At 39.0% G+C, this 22,119-nt stretch carries 17 protein-coding genes; 9 read left to right on the top strand and 8 right to left on the bottom strand.

What is annotated here, in order from left to right; genetic code table 11:
• Nucleotides 1-80: 80 nt before the first annotated feature.
• Nucleotides 81-2,684: a carbohydrate-binding domain-containing protein gene (locus tag A6M55_RS11000; protein ID WP_064197632.1), complete on the bottom strand. Its 2,604-nt coding sequence runs from the start codon at nucleotides 2,682-2,684 to the stop codon at nucleotides 81-83.
• A gap of 207 nt (nucleotides 2,685-2,891) precedes the next feature.
• Between A6M55_RS11000 and A6M55_RS11005 the strand changes: the two genes are divergently transcribed.
• Entirely contained in the window at nucleotides 2,892-4,595 is a 1,704-nt protein-coding gene (locus A6M55_RS11005; protein WP_064197655.1) for an alpha/beta hydrolase-fold protein, read from the top strand.
• Nucleotides 4,596-4,774: 179 nt separating this feature from the next.
• On the opposite strand, the gene A6M55_RS11010 is transcribed toward A6M55_RS11005, so the two are convergent.
• Entirely contained in the window at nucleotides 4,775-5,317 is a 543-nt protein-coding gene (locus tag A6M55_RS11010) for a hypothetical protein (RefSeq protein ID WP_156511032.1), read from the bottom strand.
• Between the two features lie 340 nt (nucleotides 5,318-5,657).
• Complete coding sequence (locus A6M55_RS11015; protein WP_064197634.1) at nucleotides 5,658-6,962, bottom strand: dienelactone hydrolase; 1,305 nt, start codon at nucleotides 6,960-6,962, stop codon at nucleotides 5,658-5,660.
• 108 nt (nucleotides 6,963-7,070) lie between these two features.
• On the opposite strand from A6M55_RS11015, the gene A6M55_RS11020 reads away from it, so the two are divergent.
• The 7 genes from A6M55_RS11020 (at nucleotide 7,071) to A6M55_RS11050 (ending at nucleotide 13,175) form a co-directional block, all read left to right on the top strand.
• Nucleotides 7,071-8,891 carry a histidine kinase dimerization/phosphoacceptor domain -containing protein gene (locus tag A6M55_RS11020; RefSeq protein ID WP_197491693.1) on the top strand — a complete coding sequence of 607 codons (1,821 nt, stop codon included), beginning with the start codon at nucleotides 7,071-7,073 and terminating at the stop codon, nucleotides 8,889-8,891.
• Entirely contained in the window at nucleotides 8,888-9,499 is a 612-nt protein-coding gene (locus A6M55_RS11025; RefSeq protein ID WP_064197636.1) for a response regulator transcription factor, read from the top strand. The genes A6M55_RS11020 and A6M55_RS11025 overlap by 4 nt, the downstream gene beginning before the upstream one ends.
• Nucleotides 9,500-9,550: 51 nt before the next feature.
• Complete coding sequence (locus A6M55_RS11030) at nucleotides 9,551-10,018, top strand: hypothetical protein (protein WP_064197637.1); 468 nt, start codon at nucleotides 9,551-9,553, stop codon at nucleotides 10,016-10,018.
• Between the two features lie 79 nt (nucleotides 10,019-10,097).
• Nucleotides 10,098-11,150: a hypothetical protein gene (locus tag A6M55_RS11035; RefSeq protein WP_064197638.1), complete on the top strand. Its 1,053-nt coding sequence runs from the start codon at nucleotides 10,098-10,100 to the stop codon at nucleotides 11,148-11,150.
• A gap of 84 nt (nucleotides 11,151-11,234) precedes the next feature.
• A complete protein-coding gene (locus tag A6M55_RS11040) occupies nucleotides 11,235-12,191 on the top strand; it encodes a cytochrome c (protein ID WP_064197639.1) in 957 nt (318 codons plus the stop codon).
• A gap of 84 nt (nucleotides 12,192-12,275) precedes the next feature.
• The gene (locus A6M55_RS11045; RefSeq protein WP_064197640.1) at nucleotides 12,276-12,665 is read left to right on the top strand and encodes a hypothetical protein; all 390 of its coding nucleotides are present in this window, start codon (nucleotides 12,276-12,278) and stop codon (nucleotides 12,663-12,665) included.
• Between the two features lie 108 nt (nucleotides 12,666-12,773).
• Nucleotides 12,774-13,175 carry a hypothetical protein gene (locus tag A6M55_RS11050; protein ID WP_064197641.1) on the top strand — a complete coding sequence of 134 codons (402 nt, stop codon included), beginning with the start codon at nucleotides 12,774-12,776 and terminating at the stop codon, nucleotides 13,173-13,175.
• A 57-nt stretch (nucleotides 13,176-13,232) separates the two neighbouring features.
• Here the strand turns inward: A6M55_RS11050 and lptB are convergent, their stop codons facing one another.
• The 4 genes from lptB to A6M55_RS11070 form a co-directional block, all read right to left on the bottom strand.
• Entirely contained in the window at nucleotides 13,233-13,970 is a 738-nt protein-coding gene (gene lptB / locus A6M55_RS11055) for an LPS export ABC transporter ATP-binding protein (RefSeq protein WP_064197642.1), read from the bottom strand.
• A 173-nt stretch (nucleotides 13,971-14,143) separates the two neighbouring features.
• Nucleotides 14,144-15,856, bottom strand: coding sequence for a single-stranded-DNA-specific exonuclease RecJ (gene recJ, locus A6M55_RS11060; protein ID WP_064197643.1), 1,713 nt, complete (start codon nucleotides 15,854-15,856; stop codon nucleotides 14,144-14,146).
• 160 nt (nucleotides 15,857-16,016) lie between these two features.
• Nucleotides 16,017-16,946, bottom strand: a complete 930-nt coding sequence (locus tag A6M55_RS11065; protein WP_064197644.1) for an MlaD family protein — start codon at nucleotides 16,944-16,946, stop codon at nucleotides 16,017-16,019.
• 143 nt (nucleotides 16,947-17,089) lie between these two features.
• Nucleotides 17,090-17,860, bottom strand: a complete 771-nt coding sequence (locus tag A6M55_RS11070; protein WP_064197645.1) for an N-acetylmuramoyl-L-alanine amidase — start codon at nucleotides 17,858-17,860, stop codon at nucleotides 17,090-17,092.
• Nucleotides 17,861-18,098: 238 nt separating this feature from the next.
• Between A6M55_RS11070 and A6M55_RS11075 the strand changes: the two genes are divergently transcribed.
• Nucleotides 18,099-21,077 (top strand): putative LPS assembly protein LptD, encoded by a 2,979-nt coding sequence (locus A6M55_RS11075; RefSeq protein ID WP_156511033.1) that lies wholly within the window; start codon nucleotides 18,099-18,101, stop codon nucleotides 21,075-21,077.
• Nucleotides 21,078-21,174: 97 nt separating this feature from the next.
• On the opposite strand, the gene A6M55_RS11080 is transcribed toward A6M55_RS11075, so the two are convergent.
• The gene (locus A6M55_RS11080; RefSeq protein WP_064197647.1) at nucleotides 21,175-22,089 is read right to left on the bottom strand and encodes a PfkB family carbohydrate kinase; all 915 of its coding nucleotides are present in this window, start codon (nucleotides 22,087-22,089) and stop codon (nucleotides 21,175-21,177) included.
• Nucleotides 22,090-22,119 lie beyond the last annotated feature (30 nt).

Genomic DNA, 22,119 nt, shown 5'->3' on the forward strand with positions numbered 1-22,119 from the left:
TGAAAAACTTTAAAACGGGGCTAACAAAAAACCGACACAAGTAAGGCTCATGTCGGTTTTTGTTAAAATTCTATCATCTTTTAGAAAGTCAAGGCATTGACCGTTGCCGACCCCGAAGTAGTTGGCGAAGATTTTAGCGTAGCACCAGTATTTGAGTAAGTTCCACCAGTATAAAGCCCCCAGCCCGATGACCCACCTACAAAACTACCGCCTGTGTATGTGCCACCGAAGTAAATTTTGTAAGCGGTGCTTTTAGCCAAACTTGGGTTTGAAAAATGTATAATACTTGTAGCGATTCGAGGTTTGAATGTGGCCAAGTCTTTACCCGAAGCATCCTCTATGTGTATCAATGAAGTAGCAGCCACCGAAGCACTCGACTTGATAAACATACTCACTTGCGTTGAGGCTGCACCCATAGATTTTGTCATATTTGAGTTTGGTCCACCCGAAACCACAGTTCCACCATTTACCAAGAAATTTCCATTAATATCAATGCTTTCGTTGCCATTGGCAATGAGTGTTCCACCTTTCATCGTAAAGTTACCGTTACTATCTATGGCATCAGACCCCGCCACGATTAGCACCCCACCATTCATATTAAACTGGCTATTATCGTTCGATTCTGTTCCGCCCGAAACTGTTCCATAAGATGTATTGATGCCATCGTTGCTTGCAGTCAGGTTAGTAAGACCTCCATTGATATTGATAATGATAGACTCCATGCCTTCATAAGATTTCGTTACAAGAATTGTCCCATCGTTTACGGTAATAGATTTATTTGATTTCACACCATCATCAGTTGCCGAAATAGTAAGGTCGCCGTTATTCATAATAAATTCACCATCGCTCTTAAAGCCTTTGGCTTCACTGGTCATTGTGCTGCTGTATGTATATTTTGCTCCCGATGCCGTAATATTGGTCGTACCGCCACTCACAGTTGCCGTTCCATCAATATTGATTCCCTTTGCACCGATGCCTGTACTTGCTATTGTCAAGTTTCCACCTCTGATTGCTAAGTTTTTATCGCAGTTAATACCCGCAGGTGCTGCCACGTCGGCATCGGCAGTATCGTAGTATGCCGCCCCAGTTGTTGTAATTTTTATAGTTCCCGATGTGAGCGTAAAATCTCCACCAGTTTTTATGCCTTTCGAGCCTTTACCCGATACCGTCAAGGTAACTGCATCAGCCGTGCCGATTGTCATGTAACTTTCGCTCTTAATGGCATTTCCTTTATCACCTGTTGTAGTAACGCTTATTTTACCACCTTTTATTAATACATAAGGTGTAATTGTGGCATCTGTCCCTTCGTAAGGAGCTACGATTCCATCATCAACACTATTGATGCTTATTGTTCCACCATTGATTGCTACATAACCTTCTTCGGCTACTATACCATCGCTTGATGAAGTAATATTCACTGTTCCATTATCCATTTGAAAGTAATCATTGGCATGAATACCATCACTTACGGCCGATTTTATAACAATATTTGCTTCACTGATTGCGATATAATCATCGGCCACGATGGCATGTTTATTAAGCCCCGTTACATTCAGCGTTCCCGTTCCCATAAAACTCAATTGACCTTCGCTAAAAAACGTACCTTTTTGGTCTTCTTTGCTCGTTGCATAGGTTGCTCCATCGGTCAAATTATTGGTTGTTCCAGCCAAAATATTAATCGTACCTTTCTTGCTCGACTGAATATTGATTGCTGGTCCTGCAGAATTTGTAAGGCTCACACCTTTCATCGTGATATTAAATCGGTATTCACTATAAATTTTGAAACTTCCTTTGGTGGCTGTTCCCGATAATAAATAAACGATTTCCTTCGTAGTATTGGTCGAAGTAACGGTTACATCTGCTCCACTTACTGCCACAGCCACACCCGAACTCGAATAAGGATTATTGATGGCAGCACTCGTACCCGAATATGCAATTACAACCGTATCTTTGGCCGCCGTTGCCGTTCCTGTTGTTCCAGCGGCAATGGCAAGCGTAACTGTACAGCTTTTTCCGCCCAAACTTAGATTAAAAGTGGCAGTACCCGACGATGTTGGCGTGCCCGAAATTGTATAAATAAGATTTCCTGCACCATTGGCCAATGTTCCTGCGGCAACCGTTGCCGTTAAACCTTCTACGCCAGTGGAAGATGCCGTCGAAATGCCATAAGTTCCGCCATTTCCTCCTGTATAAGCCATCGTAACAGTACCTGTATAGGCAGTTCCGTTTGTGCCAATAGCTGGTGCAACTATACACGTTAGGGTCGAAATGCTGGCATTAGAAACTGCCACGGGCAATGATAATGTACAGTTTTGCCCACCTAAATCTATTGAAAAATTGGCGGTTCCAGCAGTTGCGGGTGTGCCTGTTATTACAAAACTTGCAGTTCCGCTTCCTGTTGCCAAAGTTCCTGCCGAAAGTGTTGCAGTCAGCCCCGTTACGCCCGATGAAGCAATGGCTGTACCTGCTGAATATTCAATGCCATTGCCGCCTGTGTAAGGCACAGAGGCTGTGGCCGTGTAAGAGGTCCCACTCGTAGCAGTTGCCGAAAACGTAGTTGCCGAACAAGTAAGGGCTGTAATTGTAGGTGTTTTTGCGGTGGTTACTTCATCGGTTTTACACGATTGAAAAATAAAAATAGAGGTTAGCAAAATGCCAACAAATGATAAACCTTTTCTAAACATGGTGTTAATTTTTTAGAGGAAAAATCGGAGCAGTATAAGTGTGAATATGCTGCTATTAAATTGATAGACGACTACAAGCTCCCAAAGGTGGCACGTAGAAATAAAAATGAGGTAAAAGGGACAAATTATGCGGTAAAAATTTCTTCGGGAATGATTATTTATTTTGACTATGAAAATTGTATCTTTGGAAAACAACCTTCAAAACTCATGAAAAAAACTTACTTCATCGCCTTACTTTTTATTACTTCAATTTCGTTGGCTCAGACCAATTTTTCGGTAAAATTTCCTGCATCTGGTTCGCTTGATGGGCGTTTATTGCTGATGTTGGCTAAAAACGATAAATCCGAACCACGTTTTCAGGTAATTGATGGACACGATACGCAATTGATTTTTGGTCTAAATTTAGATAATTGGTCTTCGGCAATGCCCAAAACGATGACTTCGGCAAATACTTTTGGTTATCCGATTCAAGCCCTAAAAGATATTCCTGCGGGCGAATATTATGTACAAGTTTTACTACATAAATACGAAACTTTCAAGCGAAAAGACGGAAAAATAGTAAAACTCCCAATGGATAGAGGCGAAGGTCAACAGTGGAATTTGGCACCAGGCAATATCTATTCAAAACCCATAAAAATTACGATAAATCCAAAATCAGTTCAAAATTTTGTTATCAATCTCGACCAAACGATTCCGCCAATCGAAGAACCAAAAGATACCAAATACATCAAACACATTAAGATTCAGAGTAAACTTTTGACGGAATTTTGGGGCAGACCGATGTATTTAGGGGCTCATATTTTGCTACCCGAAGGTTTCGACGAACACAAAGATGTAAAATATCCATTAGCTGTTTTTCATGGACATTTCCCGAGCGATTTTGATGGTTTTCGTACAACTCCGCCCGACGAAAATTTACCAAATAATTATAATTCACGCTTCAAAATTTATGGTTATGAAAAAATAGTACAGCAGGAAGCCTACGATTTTTATAAAATGTGGACTGGTCCAAATTTTCCAAGAGTTTTGGCTATCGAAATTCAACATGCTTGTCCCTACTACGATGATTCGTATGCCGTAAATTCGGAAAGCATTGGGCCGTATGGTGATGCCATTACTTACGAGTTGATTCCATACATAGAAAAGCAATTTAGGGGAATTGGTGAAGGTTGGGCGAGATTTACTTATGGTGGTTCAACGGGTGGTTGGGAAGCGTTGGCTGTGCAAGTAAAATACCCCAATGAGTATGGCGGTTGCTATGCAGCTTGCCCCGACCCAATTGATTTTAGGGCTTTTACGACTGTGAATATATATGAAGACAAGAACGCTTATTTCTACGATAGCCAATTTAAGCAAACGCCACGCCCTGGGCATCGTGATTATTTGGGGCAACTTTCGGCAACATTGAAAGATATGAATATGCGAGAGTTGGCTCTCGGCACTAATTCGAGAGGTGGGCAGCAATGGGATATTTGGGAGGCGGTGTATTCGCCTGTTGGAAAAGACGGCTATCCACAACCCATTTGGGATAAAAAAACGGGTGTCATTGACAAAAAAGTAGCTGAATATTGGAAAGAAAACTACGATTTGACTTATATTCTGAAGCGTGATTGGCCAAAATATGGCGATAAATGGCGTGGAAAAATCAGAATCTACTGCGGAGACATGGATAATTTTTATCTGAATAATGCCGTATATTTGGCCGAAGCTGAATTGAAAAACCTCAACAGCCCAGCCTACGAAGGTGAAGTAGATTACGGTGACCGTGCCGAACATTGCTGGAACGGCGACCACACCCAACCAAACTACATCAGTCGCCTACGTTACCACCGAATGTTTATTCCAAAATGGACAGAAGATATGAAGAAAACTGCACCCAAAGGTGTGGATTTGACGAGTTGGCGGTATTAACACCCATTGAAATGGACGTTTAAGGGAACAAAGGAATTGTTATAGTCATTTTTCGGACTTGAAGTCTAAAAGGAAAAGTAAGAATTCCTTTGTTCCATTAGTCAGCCAATTTATTGGCAGAAAAGTCAATAAATTCATTTCTTCCAAGCCTCAGACCATAATAAAGATTTTATGTAAAACTAATATTTTTGAAAATCATCTAATCTATAAGACAAAGAAAGGTCTTTATCCAAAGTAATATAAACCATATTTTTAATAAAAATTGATTCTTTTACTTTTGCTCTCAAAAATTTAGCAGGTAATTTTTTAAAGCGTAAAACCCTTCTGCTTAAATCATAGAAGAAAATTTTATCGTTAATTTTAAAAATGAAACCATTATTTTCGGCAGACACATCAATCGCTGTCTCAAAATTAATTATATCAATTTTTTTTAACTTTTTATCTAAACTGCACAACGTCAAATATCTATAACTACCTGCACCTCTTCCCAAACAAATATAAGTTGACGTAGGTCTAAAGATAAATCTCGGAATCATTCCGCTGTGAGTTTCGCAACTTAACCATAAGCCAAGAGAATCTACAAGCCCACTCATCTTTACTTCAACATCAAACTTGCCACTATCAATAGGTACATATTTCACATAGTCTTTATTCACAAAAACAGTATCCTTGACTTCAGTACAACTAAAAAAATCATCTTTTCCCAAGGTTGACTCTTTCATTAATTTAATATCTTCACCCGTACTTTTTTGTAACGACTTTGAACCGTCCTTACATCCAAATAAGAATACAATTATAAAGTAGAAAAGCATATTGTGGTTCATTAGTACATTCTTGATAATATTATTACCTTCCCAACTAAAGATTTATTAATGATGTGTATAAAAGGCATTAAGAAGTTACTGTAAAGAGGATAGATTTGACCAGTTGGCGGTATTGACACCCATTGAAATGGGCGTTTAAGGGAACAAAGGTATTGTTTTAGTCACTTTTCGGACTTTAAGTCCGAAAGGAAAAGTAAGAATTCCTTTGTTCCCTTAATCGGCCAATTTATTGGCTGTGCTATTTCAAAGCCTCAGCATGAAGCATTTCTAAACCTACCGATGCACGAGGTTTGAAGCCTGTCCAAGGCTTTTCGTTAGAGTTTTGGTTGCTGAGGTCTAAATATTTAGCGTAATCTTTTTTCTTCAAATGGATTCCCAAAAAGGCCGTTACGAAATGTTGGTTGATGTTATTAATACGGCGTTCGTTCCAAGCTGGTTCAGCGTAGCGGTAATATTCATCAAAATGTAACCCTGCCTTCAGAGATTCGGCTGGCGGTGGATTTGGTGCTACATTATGGCGGGCGTTCATATACGTAAGCATATAACGATTAGCATTTACTGCACCGTTATAAATTGCCTTAATTCCCTTCTCATAACCCGAAATATCATCTTGACTTCCTGCCACAAAGAATGTCGGAATCTTCAAGCCTTTCAAACTTTCAGCATCCCAAACGCCACGTTCCATGCCCCACGGAGCAAAAGCCACCACTGCTTTTATGCGTGGGTCGATGCTGGCTTTATATTCGGCATTATTACCCGTACGAACTTCAATAGCTTTGCTACCGCCACTCAATGCCCCAAAAGTTTTGATGATTTGGTCGCTGTACCCAGCACCTGCCACATTCAAAACGCCATAGCCACCCATCGAATAGCCGATGAGTCCGATATTTTGGTCATCAACAATTCCTGATAAAAAACTGCTTTTATCTTTTCCTAAATTGGCAATCTGATTCATGATAAAAATATCATCTTTTGAGCGATTGAGTAAGGTACTCGAAAACGCTGCGGCATCACGAAACGTAGATTCGGTATGGTCAATCGCTACTACGATATACCCTTTCGACGCTAAATTTTCGGTCAAGTAAGTCAATAAAAGTCTCGAACCTAAATAACCATGCGAGACAATAATGAGCGGAAACGCTCCATCAGTAGTTTTCGGGGCTGCATCACGCACGGCACGGCCTAAAAAAGTGAACGGAATCAATGGGCGTTTAGGGTCATTTGATGAACCCATCACTTGGTCATAAGTTACTAAATCTTTTACATCGGCCGATACGTTGGCAGGATACCACACTTCTACTTTGAGCGGTCGGTCGTAGGTAGGGTCAACGCCCCCTTTCGATTTTAGCACATCAACTTGGTTTTTATTCACAAAATCAAGCGTACGAACGCCAATTTTGTATTCACCACGAGGTGCAAGTTCAGGGGCATCGGGCAAGGCATCGCCATAAACAAAAGTTTCAGCAGTGTTTTGGGCAAATGTATTTGAATAAGCTACTAAACTGATGGCAAGAATCAGTAATTTGGTGGAGATTAATTTCATTGTTTAAAGTCGAATTTGAATGAGAATATTTCTGCAAATTAGACAAGAAAAAAGGATTTTTGTTTGGGTTTTTCTATTATTTTTATGCTGCTATTTTTACCCAAAGCCATGAAAAACATCTTTACTCTTTTCTTTTCACTGTACTTCTTAGTCGAAAGTGTTGCTCAAAATAAGGTAGATAGCCTAAAACAGCTCTTAGCAAAAACCAAAACCGATACAGCTCGGCTCAATATTCTTGCCGACATCATCAAACAAAGCCTTTACACTGACCCAACCGAAGCTCGGAAATTTGCCCAACAATACCTTTCAATTGCCCAGAAAGATAAAATTATAAAGGAAATTGCCCGTGGAACAAATCTAATTGGTATGACATACCACGTTGCGGGCGATGTAACGCAGGCTCTTGACTATTACGTTGAAGCCCTGAAGAAATACGAGACCATCAAAGACTCGCTTTATATGGGCATTTCGATGAATAATATTGGGGCATGTTATCAGTTCAGAAAAAAGCCCAAAGAAACCATCGAATATTATGAAAACGCTTTGTCAATTTTCAAGAAAATCAATAATAAACAATGGATTGCCAATGTCTCTTATAATTTAGCAAGCCAATATGCTGAACAAAAAAACTTCTCTAAGTCGCTCGTTATGAGCCAATTAGCCTTAAAGTCTTTTCAAGAATTAAAAGATAAAAACTCTGAAGGATTAGCCTTTACACAACTCGGGCGGATTTATCTTGATACCGAAAAATATACACAAGCAATAGCATATTTCGAGAAATCGAATCAACTGATTTCGGAAACCGACGACCCGATTGCGGTAGGCATCAATTACGAAAACTTAGGAGCTGCCTATACGCAAGTTGGTAACTATTCGGCTGGCGAAACTAAGCTTCTACGTGCCATTGACATCTTCAAAAAACACCAATCGCTTGAGCATCTGACTAAATCGTTGGCGGCCATAAAAACGCTCTATGCCAAATGGGGAAAATTTCAAGAAGCATTTCTCTACGGCGAAGAATTTCAGAAAGCCAACGATTCATTGTTTAATGCCACCAAAGATGAGCGAATGCTCGAAACCATAAAAAAGTATGATTTAGAGAAAAAAGAGCAACAAATTAGCCTACTCAACTCACAAAATGAGTTGAAAGATTTGAAAATCAAGAAGTCGGAAGAAGAGGCCGTTTTTTATGGTTTGGGTATTTTAGGTTTAGCCGTTTTGGTAGGAATTGGCTTTTATTTGTATCAAGTAAAGAAAAAAACGAGCGAAGAACTTTCGCAAAAAAATGCAATTATCACCGAAGCCTTGCACGAAAAAGAGGTTTTGATGCAGGAAATTCATCATCGAGTAAAAAACAATTTACAAGTAGTTTCGAGTTTATTAAGTATCCAATCTCGACATCTTACTGACAATCAAGCAATTGAAGCCATAAAAGAAGGACAAAACCGTGTAAAGACAATGGGGCTGATTCACCAAAGTCTTTATCAAGAAAACGATTTTCGGGGCGTAAATGTGCAAAACTACATTAGCAAACTTATCAAAAATCTGTTTAGCTCGTACAATATTCAGCCCGAAAAAATACAACTCAAAACCGAAATCAGCGAATTAAATCTTGATATTGATACCGTTGTTCCGCTCGGCTTAATTATCAACGAATTGGTGACAAATGCTCTCAAATATGCTTTTCCTGATAATAAAAAAGGAATAATTTGGGTAAAAACTGGCCTCGAAAACGAAAGTTTTATTTTGCAAGTTTATGATGATGGCGTTGGACTCCCCGAAGGTTTTAATATCGAAAAAAGTAGCTCGATGGGGTATCAGTTGATTCAAAATTTTGTCAATAAACTTTCTGCCAAACTCACAGTTCGTACAGAAAACGGCACCTTTATCGAAATTTCAATTCCCCAAAAAAGTATTCAAAAAACATGAGCGAAATCCGAATTCTGATTATCGAAGATGACCCAATTATTGCTGCTGACATTGCCGATTATCTCAATAATGTTGATTATCGGGTTTCGGGCATTGCGTATAATCCCACACAAGCTTACGAACAATTAAAGACAAATTTACCTGATTTAATTTTGCTCGACATCAACCTTTCTTCTGAGCAAAATGGCATTGATATTGCCACATTTATTCATCAAAACCACGCCATTCCGTTTATTTTTCTTACCTCCTACTCTACCCGTGACGTACTAAATAAAGCCAAAATAACCGAGCCAAGTGGTTATATCGTAAAACCATTCGATGAAGAAGATTTGTTTGCCACCATCGAAATTGCCCTCTATAATTTTGCTCAAAAACAAAAATATACACGTCCGTTACTCGATTTTTCGAGAATCAATAAAAGCATCGTCAATCCACTTTCTGACCGAGAGTTTGAAGTACTGCAACAAATCTTTGAAGGTAAAACCAACCAACAAATGGCCGATGCTTTGTTTGTTTCGGTAAGTACCATCAAGACTCACATCAGTAATATTTTCTTCAAATTTGAGGTAAATTCTCGTACTTCTCTCATGGCAAAGGTGCGGAATTAAGATTTTCTTCATTCATAAAAATCATACTTTAGGCTGATTTTTTAATAACTAATGGCTAATAATTTTGTAGTGTTCAAAACAAAAAACACCTGTAATCAAGAATTAGCCATGACACAAATGAAAACAGCTCTCACAATAATACTCTTGCTTTTCTCGGCTACGCTTTTTGCACAGCGTATAGCAAAGCCTAAAATGAATCAGAAAAACAATAGTCAGGAAACCAAACCACAGGCAAAGATAAAGAAAGAAGGCTGGGGTGATGTTGGCTCGGCGAAGGGAAGCAGTGAGTATATTGGCGAAACAGAGAAAAATAGAAATACTCAAAATCAAACAAACGCAACTATTAAGAACAAAAAGCCCGATACAAATAATTTGAGCGACGGCGACGACCCTTTTGGTAAAACAAAACCAATGAAAACTAATAATTTGGGTGAAGACGACGACCCTTTTGGAAAAACCAAAAAAAATAATCTACCAAAAAAGAAAAATGGCTATGCCAATCAGGAAGTGAGTTATTGAAGACATCCTTAGCTATTTTCAGAAGCTAAGTTAAGCGTGTTTCTAAAACCTTTATTGTTCAACATTTCAATAAATAGCCATGAAAATATACATTTTAGCCCTCGGCTTACTGCTGAGTCAAGTAGTTTTTGCCCAAAGTTTTACGCTATTCCCTAATAGTGCCAGTAGTAATGCCCTCAATAGCACTGCCAATAAAGTAGGGATTAATATCGGAAGCCCTAACGCCGAACTACACATTAATAGAACTGGCAATAACAACGTGCAAATGCAATTTACGAATGGCTCAACGGGAACTAATACTGCCAATGGGCTTTGGTTTGGCATTGATGAAACAGGAAAAGCATTATTGAATAATCGGAAGCTAAACTCTGAATTTCTTATTAATCTTAACACTACTGGCACAAATGCCCTGTATAGGTTTGAAGAAGGTTTTAGTACGAATCGGCCCATTATTTCGCACAATAACATTTGGGTACGTGATACTACACAAGTATTGAACAATAGTTCGAGCTATGTTATTGGGGCTTCAAGTAAATACAATACCGTTGAGCTTCTATTACGAACAAAGGGCGTTGTATCTGATTCGGAGTTTTCGCTTAGGCGTTATCCAGCAGCCAGTAATATAATGAAACATAATGTTAGCATGGCGGGGCAAACGGTTTTTGAAAATATTGATCAGTATAATCAAGGCAGCTTTATATTCTTAGACTCACGGGTTAGGGCTTTGACTAGTAACTCTGAAAGCTTTATTAGTTCGACCAGAATAGCAATAAATGTAGCTCCTAACGATAATTTTGAAAACACACTTGAAGTAAATGGAAATGCTCGCATTGGTGTAAATGGCAACTCAATTACGGCTATCAACAACGAAGAATTAGAGGTTGATTTACCAAGTATTGCAGGAGGCAGTACGCACACACAAAGTTTTCCAATGGCCAATATCATCAAAGAAAGAAATACGGTTTTGGTATCGCCCAATGTAACCTTACCCAGTGGTTTTATTATTGCACATGCACGGGTTTCGGCCAATAACACCGTTGAGATTACGTTTGCGAACCTAAGTTCATCAAGTATAGATTTATCTCGGGGTATTTTCAACTGCACAGTCATCACATTCCCGTTTATTCCCTAAAACCACTCAATAAGTAATAGCTCAGTTAGTTTATTTTTTGAGCTATTTTTCCAAAATTTGATAAACTTTTAAAAAATATACGCTATGAAACGTTTTCTTCGAACATCGCTTTTTACTATCATTGGGCTTATATCAATCATTGGTATTGCACTATTATTTCTCAACTTCAAAGGGGTGCCATCTTATGAAGTAGCCATTCCAGAAAACATTAAAAACCTAAAAGTCGAGGTTACACCCGAACGTGTAGCTCGTGGCGAAAAAATTGCGACAGTTCTTTGCAATGGTTGCCATGCCAATAATGATAATCGCTTGGTAGGCAAACCAATACTTGATTTACCCGCCGAATTTGGCAAAGCCTACTCGCTCAATATTACACAAGATAAGGAAGAAGGAATTGGAAATTGGACTGATGGCGAAATTATGTATTTCTTAAAAACGGGTATCAAACGCAACGGTAAATACTCGCCAATTATGCCAAAATTACCACGTATGGCCGATGAAGACGTAAAATCAGTGATTGCTTATCTGCACTCCGACCGTTATCCTGTGCAAGCAACCAAAGGCAAACAACCCGACCAAGCACCGAGTTTATTGCTAAAAGTGCTAACAAATACAGTAATGAAACCGCTCGAACCAATCAAAGAGCCAATCAATGTTCCTGATTCGACGAACGTGGTCGAATTCGGAAAATATATTGCCAATGATATGATTGCTTGCTACGCTTGCCACTCGAAAGATTTCTCGAAACAAGACCCACTTCACCCAGAAAACTCGCTGGGTTTTTACGGAGGAGGAAACCCGATGCCTAACCTCGAAGGGCAAATTATCCCCTCATCGAATATAACATTTGATGAAGAAACTGGTATCGGTAAAAAATATACCGAAGCACAGTTTGTTGACGCAGTAAAACTTTGTAAAAAACCTGATGGCAGTACACTCCGCTACCCAATGCAGCCGCATATCACACTAACTGATTACGAAGTAAAAGCTGTTTATGCTTATCTCAAAACGATTCCCAAAATTAAGAATCAAGTAAAATAAAATTATCGTAAAGTTGTGGTCAATCAGTGCTATTATAGTACTGATTAGCTACCGCTTTGCCCAAATTTCAGACAATTTTATACCATGAAAACTATACACAAATTATTCATTTTAGTGCTTTTCGTCAGTCTCAATGCTTGTAGTAAAGAAGGTTCGACCACCGCAATACCCGACCCAACGGCCATGATTATTGATAAATGGTGGTGTGCAAAAGCTGGAACTGGCACTATTGCCTCACAATATTTCAAGGCTGATGGCACTTGGGAACAAGGCTCGAAGGGCGGAAAATTTAACGATACTGGCAAATGGGTTTTATCAGCCGATAAAACAAAAATCGTTCTCTCTTCGGTGTTAGATTATAACAAAAAATCAAAAACAGGTTGGGAATATACAATTACTTCGGCTTCAGCTACAAATTTACTAATGAACTGGTCGGCTTTTGGTGTAAAAATGGATTTGGAGGTTTGTAAGTAAAACTTTCTATTGGCTTTGTGCGGTAGGTTATGCAAGATATATTTATACGATTAAATACTAAAGTCATACAATTACGTGTTTAAAAAGAATTACCGATATGATAAATCTATGAACAAAAAAAATTTGCCTTTACTCTATTTATTGGTATTGGGGAGTTTCTCCTTACTCGCCCAGCCACCCGCTGGCCCAAGAGGAGAACGCCCACCGAAGCCAAATGCTGAACAGTTTACTGAAAGAATAACCAAAGAATTAAACCTAAATGCAGCTACTTCAAAAAAGGTTCACGATGCTTTTTTGAATAATATTAAAAAGATGGATGCCATTTTTGCCAGTAAATTAGAAGAAAAAGATAAAAGAGCTGCTTTGGATGCCAATAAAAAGGCTTTCGAGAAAACGATGAAGAGTATTTTGAATCCTGCTCAATATGCACAGTTTTTGAAGCTGGAGGCCGAACGCCCTGGGCCACCGCCTCCGCCACCGAATGGTGAAAGACCACCAAGACCAAGATAAGCAAAAAGCGGTAGTAAAGTTTGTACTTTACTACCGCTTTTATTAGAAGAAGATCTATCAAATCTTACGCTTCAACTCAAAGTGCTGTCCAAGATAGACTTTTCTTACCAGTTCATCACTTGCCAATTCTTCGGCTGTTCCTTGTCGGAGGATTTTGCCTTCAAAAAGTAAATAAGCTCGGTCGGTGATTGAAAGAGTTTCGTTTACGTTGTGGTCAGTTATCAAAATTCCGATGTTTCGGTCTTTTAGTTTTGCTACAATTCCTTGAATCTCTTCTACGGCGATAGGGTCAACGCCCGCAAAGGGTTCATCAAGTAAAATAAACTTTGGGTCAACTGATAAAGCTCTCGCAATTTCACAACGGCGGCGTTCACCACCTGAACACACAATCCCTTTGTTTTTACGTACGTGCGTAAGGCTAAACTCTTCGAGCAACGATTCAGTTTTTTCTTTACGTTCGGCTTTGGTCATGCTGGGCTTTGCCAATTCCAAAACGCCCAAAATATTTTCTTCGACCGTCAAATCTCTAAAAATTGAGGCTTCTTGAGCCAAATATCCTACGCCCAATTTTGCACGTTTATACATCGGCAACGAAGTAATATCCAAATCATCGAGCCAAACTTTGCCACTATTGGGTTTTACGAGTCCAGTCGCCATATAAAACGAGGTGGTTTTGCCCGCACCGTTTGGGCCGAGCAGTCCAACAATTTCACCCTGCCCTACTTGGTAACTTACATTATTATTGACCAGTCGTTGACCGTACTTTTTTATCAAATTTTCTGTTCTTAATATCATATTTTTTAGTCCACAGTCGATGGACAATAGACGACAGTTAAATAAATTAATAAAAGCCGTTACTTATCATTTAAGGTTCAAATTTACAGAGTTTTATTCAAAACTCTTGTTAAAGTTTGTTAAGGTAGCAAACGCTTCTTAGAACTATTGACTTTCAGTCTATCGACGGTCGTCTAATACTTTATATCTTTTAACATCAACTGCAAGGTCGTTTTATTATTGAAAGTATTTTCATCTACCTGATACGCTATACTAAAATATTTATTGGTGTTCAATCGCTCGAAATGTTCTTCCACCATTCCGAAACCTACTGCCGTCAGAATCGCCCCTGTTTCTTCTTCAAAAAGCTCCAAACGCAGGTGTTTTTCTTTCATTACTCTCGGTGCATATTTGAGAGTAAGATTTTCGGTTACGAAAATTGGCTGCATATTTTCTGGGCCAAATGGAGCCATTTGATTCATAATTCGATAAAATTTAGAACTAATTTCGGCCAATTTTATCTTTAAATCAACGGTTACAACGGGTGTTAATTGTTCAGGCGTAATGTATTTGCTCACAACTCTATCAAACTCTAAGCGAAAAGCATCAATGTTTTCGATGGGCATGGTCATGCCTGCGGCATGGGTGTGTCCACCAAATTGTTCGAGCCAATTGGCACATTCTTCAATCGCCCCGTAAAGATTAAAACCTGCCACCGAACGAGCTGAACCAGCCGCTTTTTCGTGCGATTTTGTGAGAATAATTGTCGGACGATAATATTTTTCGATGCAGCGGCTCGCCACAATTCCGATAACTCCTTTGTGCCAATCTTCTCGATAAAGAACCGTACTTTTAGCGGTATTGAGCATCCATTCATCACCCTCAATCATTGCCAGTGCTTCTTCTGTAATGCGAGAGTCAAAGGTTTTTCGCTCAGAATTATGCTTTTGAATTTCACTTGCAAATGCCAAGGCTTCATCATAATCATCTGATAATAAGAGCTGTACGGCTGCTTTGGCGTGTTTGATTCTTCCTGCGGCATTGATCCTTGGGCCTAACACAAAAACCACATTCTCGACCGTCATTGGAGTCATAAAACCTGCTACTTCCTTCAAAGCCTTTAGTCCGATTCGTGGGTTTTCATTGAGTTTTTTTAAGCCATAAAAAGCCAACACTCGATTTTCGCCCGTAATCGGAACAATATCTGATGCAATACTTACGACACATAAATCCAAAAATTCATATAAATTTTCAATCGGTATTTCGGTGCGAGTACAGAATGCTTGAAGCAATTTAAAACCAACGCCATTTCCTGTCAATTCTTTGTACGGATATGGGCAATCTTTACGTTTTGGATCAAGTACAGCAACGGCATCGGGGAGCGTTTCATCAGGTTCGTGGTGGTCGCAAATGATAAAATCTATGTTAAATTTTTCTTTCGCCAAAGTCACTTTATCTTGAGCTTTGATACCACAGTCAAGACAAATTACGAGCGAAACACCTTGCTCAGCCGCCCATTCAATGCCCTGTACGGAAACACCATAGCCTTCTTCGTAGCGGTCGGGGTTATAGTATTCTAAATTTCCATAAAACGTTGATAGAAAACCATATACGAGTGCAACCGCTGTTGTACCATCCACGTCATAATCGCCATAAACCATTATCTTTTCGCCATTTTCGATAGCTTCCCTGAGCCGAACAACGGCTTTTTCCATATCGGGCATCAGGAATGGGTCGTGTAAATGACTTAATTGCGGACGAAAAAAATCTCGGGCTTCATCGAAAGCAGTAATTCCACGCTGCACGAGCATGGCAGCAAGGGCTTTATCTACATTAATCGCTTGCGAAAGTTCAACGATAGATTCAGTACTTGGAGTAGGTTTATATGACCAACGTTTTTCGGGCATTGTACAGCTTAGTTTATATAACGAGATGTAAAATTACGGATTTATTTATGCTTTTAAACGAAAAACCCTTGTAATAAGCCATTCTTAGGAGCAAAAACAAAAATCCGTAGTCTAAGAATTTCTTAAAACTACGGATTCATTGAATATTTCTAAATTCCTATTACTTCTTCTCTTTCTTCCCAAACAACGAAAAATGTACGTATCGCTTCGGGTTTGCTTTCATATCTGCCATCAGAAGAGCAATATTTGCAGCAGTTCTATCGAGGTTTACGTATAGTGAATCATCTTTAGCCAATTTTCCCAATGTTCCTTTTCCTTGATTAATTTCTTTGATAACACCCTGCAAACCAGCTACCGATTTATTGAGTTGCACAACGGTTTCGCCCAATTTCATGGCATTTAGCGAATCGGCAAAAGTGCTACTTTTCTGCAAAATTGGCTTGATTTGAGCATCGAGGTTACTCGATAGCGTATTCAGATTAGCTGTAAGCACGGCCGCATTGGCCGTGATTGCCGAAAGATTTTTTGAGTTTGCCGCTACTACCCCATTCACACCTGCGGTAGTTTGGGTAGCACTTGCCATTAGAGTTTTCAAAGCCACTGCCGTTTGGTCGAATTGTTTGATGATAGCCGTAGTAGTTGTCAGAAGTGAATCAACGTTTTTGAGCGTTGGTGCAAGTTTATCTGTCACCGAAGCTACCATTCCCTTTTCAACTTCACTTCCTATTACCCCTTCATCTTCTAAATCTTTTCCTGCTTCAATTCTGAGTTTTACTACCTTTCCGCCTAAGAGGCCATTATCAGCTAAAATAGCAACGGTTTTATCACTAATTTTGATGTCTCGCTTGATGGCCAACATTACTTTTATACGGTTTTTATCTTGCTCTGGTTCGACTAAAACCACACGACCCACTGGCACACCATTGAAGGTTACAGGGTTAGAAGTTTGCAAGCCTTCTGCATTTTCGTAATAGGTATAATATTCATTTTCGGTACGGAAAATATCCAAACCTTTCAAGAAATTAAATCCTAAATAAAATATTGCAAAAGCAATAATACCCAATAAACCAACTTTGTATTCTTTTTTCATAACCCCTAACCCCTAAAGGAGAACTTTTATTTTTTCACAAAAGTACGCTAAAGCAATCTACAAACCAAAACTCATAACTTTGTAAAAAGAAAACTTAAAAAAAACATCGTTTGTTCCCCTTTAGGGACGGTCCGCCGCAGCGGTTAGGGCGTTTTCTCCTTCTCTTCCTTATACGCCTTAACTGCCTTAAATATTGCTTCGGCTATTTTATCTTGTCCGTCGGAGCTACCCAGTATTTTCTTATCAGCGGCATTCGTCAAGTATCCTGTTTCGACATAAACACTTGGCATTGTTGTTTGCCACAGAAGCTGAAATCCTGCTTGTTTTACGCCACGACTACGATGCCCTACTTTCGAGATTTGTTTTTCAACCATACTTGCCAGCTTTACGCTTTCTTTCATAAAGGCATTCTGATAATTGGCAAGCATAATATTGGCCATTGGTGAACTGAGGTCATAGCCTTTGTAGTTTTTCTTGTAGTTATCTTCCATCAAAATAACTTCGTTTTCACGCATGGCGAGTTCGAGGTTATCTTCAGTTTTGTGCAAACCCATTACGTAGGTTTCCGAACCACTCAATTTTGATGAATGTGGATTTGCATTGACATGAATACAGATAAACAAATCGGCTTTATTGCGGTTGGCAATAGCCGCTCGTTCGTGAAGCGGAATGAAAACATCAGTCTTTCGGGTATAAATTACTTTTACGCCCGGAAGATTTTGTTGCAACTTTTTCCCCAATTTGAGCGTCACATTCAGAGCAATATCTTTTTCTTGGAGCTTGCTATGATGGGTGCCTGGGTCTTTGCCACCATGCCCTGCATCAATTACAATCGTTCGGATTTTCCCGCTCTGAGCATGAGCTATTTCGAGCGAGAATATAATGATAAGTAGGACTTTAAGATTTTTTAACATGATTTTATGGGCAAACGTTCTTTCACTACTATATAATAGCTAATTTTGTGCCATTAGTAAGCGTTAATAGAATAGTTTTTGCAGAAAAAGCCAAAAAATTGAAGATTTACATAAATACTCGGCACGGCTTTCTCTCGTAGGTTATAATAATAGGACATTTTTTACAAAGATACGTTTTTTGGAACAACTTAGAAAATATACATCCCACCATAAAAAGGGACTTAAAACATTTACGAATTTGACATTTGCAAGGTTGAATACATTGCCGAAGTTAGGTTTTCAAATAGCTTTCGGCCTGTTATTTTTATTGACATTCAATTCTTTTGCACAGTTTCCTGGTAGTGGTAGATTACAAAACCTCGGAGGAGGAAATACTTCCCGCCCTACAACCTCTCGTCCAACGAGTACACCTCGCCCATTCGGAAATAAACTTTTTGAAGAAAAGAAAGATACTACTCGTGTATCAATCCCTGACTCACTTCGCAGTAAAGACACAGATTTACAGACAACAGTAAAGTATATGGCCGAAGATTCAACGGTGATGGATGTTTCGGGAGAAGTAATAAACCTTTATGGCAAAGCGGTTGTAACCTACGGAGACATTGAACTGAAAGCTGACTATATAAAAATTGATTGGGGAAAAAGCGAAATTTTTGCTCATGGCTCGCCCGATACCACAAAAGCGAATCGTACTAAAGGGAAACCTATTTTTTCGCAAGGTGGCGATAATTATAATACCGATTCGATTCGGTATAATTTCAAGTCAAAAAAAGCAATTATTAAAAATATTGTAACCCAACAAGGCGAGGGCTTTGTAACGGGCGAGCGTGTAAAAAAAGATGCCAATGATGATATGTATTTGGTCGATGCTAAATATACAACTTGTAATCTGAAAGAACCCCATTTTCATATTTCTGCCCGAAAAATCAAACTTGTCAATAAAAAACAGATTATTTCGGGGCCGTTCAATTTTGTATTAAGTGGCATTCCACTGCCCATTGGATTGCCTTTTGGATTCTTTCCTGTACCTAAAAATAAAGAAGCTGGTACTTCGGGAATCATCATGGGTACGTATGGCGAAGACCCAAATAATAGAGGTTTTTACTTCAAAGATTTTGGTTATTATTTTGCTGTCAACGAAAAAATCGGTGTAAAACTCATTGGTCAAATTTATACAAAAGGGAGTTTCGGACTTGGTATTCAATCAAATTACTCTAAACGATATAAATATTCTGGAAGCCTAAATTTTCAGTATAATTACAACAATAATACGCCAGAAGTTGTAGCAACCGACGATTTGAATAACTATAAAACTAAGGATTTTAATCTCAGTTGGTCGCACTCTCCAGCCAATAAACGTCCCGACCGTAGTTTCTCTTCATCGGTCAATTTACGTAGCAATGGCTTTAACCGTAACAATGTAAATACGGTTGATGTGAGTAATTATTTAAGTAGCTCCTCTAACTCTTCGGTGCAGTTTGGACGTACCTTCGCTCAGAAATTGGTAACGAGTTCGGGTATTAATATCTCCCAGAACTTCACAACTGGACAAGTTGATGCTTCGGCTAATTATAGTATTGGTTTGAACCAATTTAATCCTTTTGTACCAGAAAAAAAGCAAATCGGACGTTGGTTTGAATCTTTTAGGGTTGGACTAAACGTTAGCGGTGGCTATCAAGCAACCAATACGCGAGTAAATAGTATCACGAATTATTCTGATTATAAAATTGTGCGAGAAAACGCTGATGGCACCTATTCATCCATTGAAGCAAAACCTTTGACGAATGAAGAAATCAGGCTTCGTGATGCTAATCCACTAACCTTGACAGCCGAAGAAAGAATCGCACAAAAAGCCTTACAAGAACGCCTCAGCAACGTAAGAAAATTGAATAGCTTAGATGCTATTAATGAGGTTTTGAAAGATGGTAAATTTACAAGCACCTATTCGATTCCGATTTCTTTGCCAAATTTCAAGATTGCCCGATACATCAACTTTACGCCAAGTATATCGCTCAGAGGTGACATTTCGACTCAAAGCCTTAGTTATGAATACATTGCGAGCGAAAATGCAGTAAAAATAGATACCGTAAAAGGTTTCTTTCCTACCTACCAAACATCGGTTTCGGGTGGAATGAATACCCGTGTTTATGGGACTTATCAGTTTAAAGGCAAGGGACGTTTGCAGGCAATTCGTCATACATTAGCACCCTCATTGAGCTTGAGTTATGCTCCTGACTTTACGAAGCGACTTTTTGATTATAAAGTTGTAAGAATTGATAAAAATACTGTCAATGGGATAACAACTTATGATACCCTACGACGACTACTATCTAAATATCCAACTTTAGGCTCTTCGGCTGGTGCTTCGGGGAATGTTAGTTTTAGTTTAACCAACCAATTGGAGGCAAAAGTTCGCTCAAAATCTGATACAGCGGCCAAAGCTTTTGAAAAGGTTTCATTACTTGATAATTTGAGTTTAAGCACGGCCTATAACTTATTGGCTATCGGTGACTCAATGAACCTATCAAACATCAATTTGAGTGCTAATACCAACTTATTTAAGAATCTGATAAACCTAAACATGGGTGCAAGCCTTGATCCTTATTTTTATCAAGAAGAAAGTACAGCCGAATTAAGAGCATTAAACCCTGCGGGACGTATCAGACGTTTTTATAAAATTCAACAAGTGAAAGGCATTGCGGGTTTGGCTACGCTCCGTTCAGCCAATATTGCTATTTCAACTCGGCTTTCACCTGCAACTTTCAACCCAGATAAAGCAAAACCAAAGACGAATACTCAAAGTAATAACCCACAAATGGATGCAATGAAAAAATTTGTGGCAGCAAATCCCGAACTCTACGTTGACTTTACGATTCCGTGGACACTGAGTTTGAGCTATAACTTAAATTATTCAAAGCAAGGTTTAGCCGACCCACAAATCACGCAAGCTATCACGGTTCAAGGAGATTTGAGCCTTACGCCAAAATGGAAATTAGGTTTCAATACTGGGTATGATATGCAGTTAAAAGCACCAACATTGACCAATATCACGATTCATCGTGAACTTCACTGTTGGGATATGGCATTTAACTGGACTCCTATTTCGGGCTATTCGGTGCGTAGTAGTTATTCATTTACGCTTAATGTGCGAAGTGCTTTATTGCAAGAACTAAAAGTAAGCCGTAGAAGACAATTTGTTGGTAGTGGAGGATTTTAATTTGGAATGTTTAATGTTAGATTTTTGATGTTTAATTTAAGAAGTACTACACTTTCTAGCATCAAGCATTAAAAATCTAACATCCAATATCAATTTTCTACAACACAAATGTAGCCAGTTTTCTGAATTCTTCTACACGAGCTGCAATTTCATCTTGCGTAAGATTTTGGATACGTTCCGAACCAAATCTTTCAACACAGAAAGATGCCATTGCCGAACCATAAACGATGGCACGCTTCATATTTTCAAAACTCAAATCATCGGTTTTTGCTAAATGAGAGATAAATCCACCTGCAAAAGTATCACCCGCTCCTGTTGGGTCGAAAACTTCTTCTAATGGTAATGCAGGACAAAAGAAAATATCATCGTTTTGGAATAATAATGCACCGTGTTCGCCTTTCTTGATGATAAGCGTTTTTGGTCCCATTGCCATGATAGTTTTAGCTGCACGACGCAACGAATAATCGCCCGAAAGCATACGAGCTTCTTCATCGTTGATAGTTACACAGTCAACATCTTTCAATAATGCTTTCAGATCATCCAGAGCAATATCAATCCAAAGGTTCATTGTATCGAGTAATACAAACTTCGGACGGTTTTTCAAACGCTTCAAAACCAAATGTTGAATAGCTGGAGCAGTGTTTCCGAGCATCAAAAAATCACAATCTTGGTACGATTCTGGAATCTTCGGGTCGAAGTTTTCCATTACATTCAACTGAACTTCTACCGTATCACGGCTATTCATATCGTTGTGGTAGCGACCATGCCAAAAGAACGATTTTTCGTCTTTTCTGATTTCAAGACCGTCCACGTTTACACCATGGCTCACCAAAGTGTCAATCATTTCCTGTGGAAAATCTTCGCCAACAACCGCAACGAGGTTATTTTCTTTTACGAAGTATGAAGCAGTGAGCGTGATGAAAGTGGCTGCTCCACCAATAATTTTATCTGTTTTTCCGAATGGCGTTTCCAATTTATCAAACGCAACCGAACCTACTGTAAGTAATGACATAGATAATTTACCTTTACAAAAGGATTTTTT

It is taken from the genome of Emticicia sp. MM (assembly GCF_001649495.1).

Excerpts from the sequence above, each read along its gene's own strand:
- A6M55_RS11000 (WP_064197632.1), bottom strand. The coding sequence starts at position 2,684 with ATGTTTAGAAAAGGTTTATCATTTGTTGGCATTTTGCTAACCTCTATT.
- A6M55_RS11005 (WP_064197655.1), top strand. The coding sequence starts at position 2,892 with ATGAAAAAAACTTACTTCATCGCCTTACTTTTTATTACTTCAATTTCG.
- A6M55_RS11010 (WP_156511032.1), bottom strand. The coding sequence starts at position 5,317 with ATGAAAGAGTCAACCTTGGGAAAAGATGATTTTTTTAGTTGTACTGAA.
- A6M55_RS11015 (WP_064197634.1), bottom strand. The coding sequence starts at position 6,962 with ATGAAATTAATCTCCACCAAATTACTGATTCTTGCCATCAGTTTAGTA.
- A6M55_RS11020 (WP_197491693.1), top strand. The coding sequence starts at position 7,071 with ATGAAAAACATCTTTACTCTTTTCTTTTCACTGTACTTCTTAGTCGAA.
- A6M55_RS11025 (WP_064197636.1), top strand. The coding sequence starts at position 8,888 with ATGAGCGAAATCCGAATTCTGATTATCGAAGATGACCCAATTATTGCT.
- A6M55_RS11030 (WP_064197637.1), top strand. The coding sequence starts at position 9,551 with ATGGCTAATAATTTTGTAGTGTTCAAAACAAAAAACACCTGTAATCAA.
- A6M55_RS11035 (WP_064197638.1), top strand. The coding sequence starts at position 10,098 with ATGAAAATATACATTTTAGCCCTCGGCTTACTGCTGAGTCAAGTAGTT.
- A6M55_RS11040 (WP_064197639.1), top strand. The coding sequence starts at position 11,235 with ATGAAACGTTTTCTTCGAACATCGCTTTTTACTATCATTGGGCTTATA.
- A6M55_RS11045 (WP_064197640.1), top strand. The coding sequence starts at position 12,276 with ATGAAAACTATACACAAATTATTCATTTTAGTGCTTTTCGTCAGTCTC.
- A6M55_RS11050 (WP_064197641.1), top strand. The coding sequence starts at position 12,774 with ATGAACAAAAAAAATTTGCCTTTACTCTATTTATTGGTATTGGGGAGT.
- lptB (WP_064197642.1), bottom strand. The coding sequence starts at position 13,970 with ATGATATTAAGAACAGAAAATTTGATAAAAAAGTACGGTCAACGACTG.
- recJ (WP_064197643.1), bottom strand. The coding sequence starts at position 15,856 with ATGCCCGAAAAACGTTGGTCATATAAACCTACTCCAAGTACTGAATCT.
- A6M55_RS11065 (WP_064197644.1), bottom strand. The coding sequence starts at position 16,946 with ATGAAAAAAGAATACAAAGTTGGTTTATTGGGTATTATTGCTTTTGCA.
- A6M55_RS11070 (WP_064197645.1), bottom strand. The coding sequence starts at position 17,860 with ATGTTAAAAAATCTTAAAGTCCTACTTATCATTATATTCTCGCTCGAA.
- A6M55_RS11080 (WP_064197647.1), bottom strand. The coding sequence starts at position 22,089 with ATGTCATTACTTACAGTAGGTTCGGTTGCGTTTGATAAATTGGAAACG.